Consider the following 5,190-nt stretch of genomic DNA (forward strand, 5'->3'; position numbering starts at 1 on the left):
CAGGTGTAGTTCCACAGCCCGCCCCAATTGGCCTGCTTTTCGAAGCAGACGATCTCGGGAATGGCCGCGCCCTTGGCGGCGGCCGATTGAAACGCCCGGAGCTGGGCCAGGCCAGACGGGCCCGCACCGATGACTGCAACCCTTTTGTCCATGCAGTACCCCTCTAAAAAGAAATTTGTTATTGGTTCTTTTGGTACATAGAATGGTGCCTTTGATTAAACCAATCTGTCAACCGATTTCCTGCGGGGAAGAAAAAATTCAAGTAAAGAGGATAAACCTTCCGGTCTTTGGGGATACTTACTGATATGCAGAATTCCAGCTTTGCCCATCAACTCGCGGTCTCCAGCGCCCTGCCCCGGCTGTCTGTCGGCATGCCGAACGCGGTGAATATCGGATTTCTGGCCCCGCTTAGCGGCCAGGTGGAATCATGGGGCTTGCCCGGATTGCATGGCTGCCGGATCTGGGAAGACTGGCTGAACAAAACCGGCGGGTTGCTGATCAACGGACGACGCTATCCGATCAAGATCGTGGAATGTGACTGCGGCTACGATGCCGAGCAGGCCGAGAAAGGCGCGCGCCATCTGGTGGAGCAGCATGACATCAAGCTGCTGATGATGCTGGGTGGAGATACGATCACGCAGATACGTGACTACCTGACCCAGCGCAAACTCCTGACCTCGACCTTGCTGCCCAGCGACCTGTCACCAGATACACCTTACCTGATCGCGCCAAGTGAACTGCATCCGTTCTACAACGTGACCGGAGTGGAATGGCTGGCGCAAACCAAACCAGAGCTTGGAAGCGTAGCAATCTGCAGCCAGTGCGACGAACTTGGTCTTCCCTCGCTTGCGACCTATCGCGCGGCATTCAAGGCCGGTGGCATCGATATTATCAAGGAAATTCAGTACGATCCCGGCGTGACCGATGCAGCCGGGATAGTGCAGCCGATGCTGGATTCCGGGGCCGATATCCTGTGCTGGTGCACCAGCTATACGCCAATGGTCCATGCCATGACCGAATATGCCCATGCGAAGGGCTTCAAGGGCCAGATCATATCCTGCACACTGGACTATTATGACCAGTTGGTTGCAAGAACATCCGTCGAATTCATGGAAGATTTCGTGTTTCAGTTCCCGGATTTCGACGATGAAAAACTGAAGGAAAAGACGTTTTTCTTCAACCGACCACAAGCCTTCTTCGACGAGTACAACCGCCGCTTTCCCGGCACCTGGACCGCGGTGAGCTGGGAATATGTCGCCATTCTGGACATCTGGCATGCTGCGGTTGAAAAATGCAACAGCGTCAATTCCTTATCCGTATTGGCGGCAATGAAACAGCTTGGACATGTCACCCACGCCTTCGGTCCGGCCCATTGGTGGGGCGAAAGCATGTTTGGGATCGACAACGCGCTGGTCGGAGACTGGCCCGTGGTAACGCTGAAGAACGGCAAGGCGAAAATTGCTACTTTCGGCTCGATCCCCAGATGGCTGCAACGCCATGGCGGCCTTCTCAAAAAGGAAATGTCAAATCTGGGACAGCTTTGGCAACAGCGCTTGCGCTCGAACAGGAATGGAGCCGCTCTGAAAACACGGAAACCGGCATCAATTCTCCTGCAAAAGTAACTTCTGCTCCTCGATCAGGTGCAGCTTGATAAACTCGACTGCTCGCTCGACATCGCGAGAGGCGATCGCGTTGAACAGCGTGTTGTAACGCTGTTGATATTCAAGGATACGCTTCGGGGTCAGGTGCCGGCGAAGCAGCGCAGTACGAAAGCTCAATCTGCAAGCCTCGATCGCCAGATTGTAACAGGATGCCAGCAGTGGGTTGCGCGTACCTTCGGCAATCTTGCGATAAATTTCCTCTTCGCATTTCACGAAGGCAGCGACATCGGTATGCACGCCCTCGATCTTCGACATGAGTTGTTCCAGTTCCCGCACTTCACGCGGCGTCATATTGATGACGGCGAGGCGCACCATCTCGGGCTCAAGTATACCGCGCACCACAAGGTGGTCCAACGGGCTGGTTTCCAACGCAACCGAGTTATCGTCCCGCGTCGGCGCATCTTCCGAGCGATAGGTCACGAAGCTGCCGCTGCCAGGCCGCCGCTTGATGACGTTGCGGGTCTCCAATACATCCAGCGCCTCGCGCACGGTGTTGCGGGCCACCCCCATTTCCGATGCCAGCGCACGTTCCGACGGAAGGCGTGTATCCGGCGGATACTCCTCCGATTTTATTTTCGCAAACAGCCGATCCAGAACGATCTGCACCGTCGCCCCCACCGAGTGGGTGGTGATGATCTGGGACGTTATCCGGTCGATTTCAGCCTTCATTTCATAACTCTGCTATCAGCTCTGCCCTGCGGAACGGCGCAAGACGAGTTTTACCGCAGCACAATCTTCATAACAATCGCCACATGCCCCCCGATTCCGCGCTTTCGGAATTGACGCTCCTTCTTAAGTACTGGAATCCTTAAGTACGGGAATCTCGCCTTGCCATGAGAGAGCAGGCTGCGTATTCTTGTCGCTGAAAAAATTTCACATGCAGGAAACGTTCGCTTGGGAGGTGAATGATGTCGCAGGCAGTTTATCCCACGGTCTCTGCAGGGCCGCCGCGCCCGAGCGTGGTGTTTCAGCGGGGACTGATGGCGCTGCCTGAAGGGCTCGAGCGTTATCAGGTCGCAGGTGCGGGTGCGGTGTTCATCAGCATCGAAGCCGGCGATACGGTCACCATCCGCGATCTCGAAGGCGGCCAGGCGTGTGAGTTGGTTGCCGCGGATGCTTCCGGCCGCACCGATGCCGGCATCCTCGGCACCAAGGCCAACAGCAACGCCGCCGGGCTGAAGGCGCTGCTGCTTGAAGACAATGAGAGCCTCGCCGCCTTCCGCAATGGCTTGGAGCGGCGCGGAATCGATCTCGCCGCACCGCAGGCGGTGCGGCTGTTCGGCAGCACGAGCCCGGTTGGCTCTGAAGAGACCTTCAAGGTAACCCGCGACGGCAGCCTGATCGTGGCGGCCCCCGGCGGCCCGATGGCTGTCGACGGCCATGACACCGCGACACCGCTCCTGGTTCTGGTGCAGCGCGCGCGAATCAAGCCGGCGGGTAAATCATCCGACCTGCCCGAGCCCTTGGCGGATCCGGTGCTCGACCTTCGGGTGAAGTCGGCCACCGCCCGGTCCTATTTCGTCAAGAAGGGCGACTTCATCCAGATCATCGACGTCGACGGGCGTCAGTGCACCGACTTCCAGTGCTTTTCGGCGCGAAAGCTCGACCAGGGCAAGGATCATCCGCTCGACGTCACCGCCACCCGCTCGCTCATGGGCCATGCCTATCCGATGCCGGGGCTGCACGCCAAATATTACGACCAGGACATGGAGCCGCTGGTGGAGGTGGTGCAGGACACCTGCGGCCGCCACGATGCCTTCGCGCTCGCCTGCTACGCCAAATATTACGACGACATCGGCTATCCCGGTCACGTCAACTGCTCCGACAATTTCAACGGCGCGCTGGCCGACAAGGGAGTGAAGCCACGCGCCGGCTGGATGGCGATCAACTTCTTCTTCAACACCGGCATCGACGCTCATGGCGTGATGTTTTCCGACGAGCCGTGGTCGCGGCCGGGCGACTATGTGCTCTTGCGGGCACTGACCGACATCGTCTGCGTTTCGTCTGCCTGCCCTGACGACACCACGCCGGCCAACGGCTGGAATCTCTCAGACATTCACGTTCGCACCTATTCCGGCGCACACAAATTCTCCCGCGCCATCGCCACACGAGCCACTCCGGATGCCGAGCCCAAAATGACCCGTGAAACCGCATTCCATTCGAGCCTTGCCAAGCACACCCGCAACTTCGTCGAATATCGCGGCTACTGGCTGGCCAATTGCTTCGCGAAAGCAGGACCGATCGAGGAATATTGGGCTTGCCGCGAAAAGGCCGTGGTGATGGACCTGTCGCCGCTGCGCAAATTCGAGGTTACCGGGCCGGATGCCGAGGCGCTGCTGCAGTATACGTTGACGCGCGACGTCAAGAAGCTCGGCGTCGGCCAGGTGGTCTACACCGCGATGTGCTACGAGCATGGCGGCATGATCGACGACGGTACCCTGCTCCGGCTCGGAAAGGATAATTTCCGCTGGATCGGCGGCGACGACTATAGCGGCATCTGGCTGCGCGAGACCGCCGAAAAGCTCGGGCTGAAGGTGCTGGTTCGCTCTTCCACCGATCAGATGCACAACATCGCGGTGCAGGGACCGAGAAGCCGCGACATCCTGAAGGAAATCGTCTGGACGGCGCCGCATCAGCCGACCTTCGAGGAGCTGGAGTGGTTCCGCTTCACCGTCGCCCGGATCGGCGGCGCCGAAGGTGTGCCGGTCGTGGTGTCGCGCACGGGCTACACCGGCGAGCTCGGCTATGAGGTTTTCTGCCATCCGCGCGATGCCGAAAAGGTGTTCGACGCAGTTTGGGCGGCCGGCCAGCCGCACGGCCTCAAGCCGATGGGGCTGCAGGCGCTCGACATGGTGCGCATCGAGGCGGGCCTGGTATTTGCCGGCTACGACTTCTCCGACCAGACCGACCCGTTCGAGGCCGGCATCGGCTTCACTGTGCCGCTGAAGACCAAGACCGACGACTTCATCGGCCGCGAGGCGCTGATCCGCCGCAAGGAGCACCCGGTGCGCAAGATGGTCGGGCTCGACATCGACGCCAATGTCGAAGTCGGCCACGGCGATTGCGTGCATGTCGGACGCGCCCAGATCGGCGAGATCACCTCGGCGATGCGCTCGCCGCTGCTCGGCAAGAGCATTGCGCTTGCCCGCCTCGACGTGGCTCACGCCGAGCTCGGCACAAAGGTCGAGATCGGCAAGCTCGACGGCCATCAGAAGCGATTGCCTGCAACCGTCGTCGGCTTCGCCCACTACGATCCCAAGAAGGAACGGCCCAGGTCGTAGCCAAATCGATGTCCCAGGCCCGGCCATACGCCGGGCCTGCTGCTTTAGACTGTCCGGAGACTCACTCGGAGGGGGCGGGTCCGGCTGGACTGAAATCCTGCAGCGTGTAGGGTAAGCAAGGGGTAAATGGGGGAAAGAGCATTCTTGGCGGCCGATACGGCCGGCATTTGCGTTCCATCGCCACAAAAACGCTTGACGACGGCGATGGTTATGACAAAGTTTACCCTAAGGAAAAAAAGATGAACGGC

At 59.4% G+C, this 5,190-nt stretch carries 3 protein-coding genes and 1 pseudogene; 2 read left to right on the forward strand and 2 right to left on the reverse strand.

The window, feature by feature from the left end; genetic code table 11:
- A pseudogene (locus ACLKMW_RS26220) lies at window positions 1-152 on the reverse strand (NAD(P)/FAD-dependent oxidoreductase); the annotation flags it as partial.
- Window positions 153-305: 153 nt separating this feature from the next.
- Between ACLKMW_RS26220 and ACLKMW_RS26225 the strand changes: the two are divergent.
- On the forward strand, window positions 306-1,622 hold the full coding sequence (locus tag ACLKMW_RS26225) for an ABC transporter substrate-binding protein (protein WP_415727456.1): 1,317 nt from the start codon (window positions 306-308) through the stop codon (window positions 1,620-1,622).
- Here ACLKMW_RS26225 and ACLKMW_RS26230 read toward each other — a convergent pair.
- On the reverse strand, window positions 1,602-2,330 hold the full coding sequence (locus ACLKMW_RS26230) for a FadR/GntR family transcriptional regulator (RefSeq protein WP_415727457.1): 729 nt from the start codon (window positions 2,328-2,330) through the stop codon (window positions 1,602-1,604). The two genes, ACLKMW_RS26225 and ACLKMW_RS26230, sit on opposite strands and share 21 nt — an antisense overlap.
- A gap of 239 nt (window positions 2,331-2,569) precedes the next feature.
- Between ACLKMW_RS26230 and ACLKMW_RS26235 the strand changes: the two genes are divergently transcribed.
- A complete protein-coding gene (locus ACLKMW_RS26235) occupies window positions 2,570-4,942 on the forward strand; it encodes a DUF1989 domain-containing protein (protein ID WP_415727459.1) in 2,373 nt (790 codons plus the stop codon).
- Window positions 4,943-5,190 lie beyond the last annotated feature (248 nt).

This window comes from Borborobacter xinjiangensis, assembly GCF_047739745.1.
Taxonomy (GTDB): Bacteria; Pseudomonadota; Alphaproteobacteria; order Rhizobiales; family Rhizobiaceae; genus Pseudaminobacter.

What these genes read in the sequence shown, in the direction of transcription:
- ACLKMW_RS26230 (WP_415727457.1), bottom strand. Translation starts at nt 2,330, where the DNA reads ATGAAGGCTGAAATCGACCGGATAACGTCCCAGATCATCACCACCCAC.
- ACLKMW_RS26235 (WP_415727459.1), top strand. Translation starts at nt 2,570, where the DNA reads ATGTCGCAGGCAGTTTATCCCACGGTCTCTGCAGGGCCGCCGCGCCCG.
- ACLKMW_RS26225 (WP_415727456.1), top strand. Translation starts at nt 306, where the DNA reads ATGCAGAATTCCAGCTTTGCCCATCAACTCGCGGTCTCCAGCGCCCTG.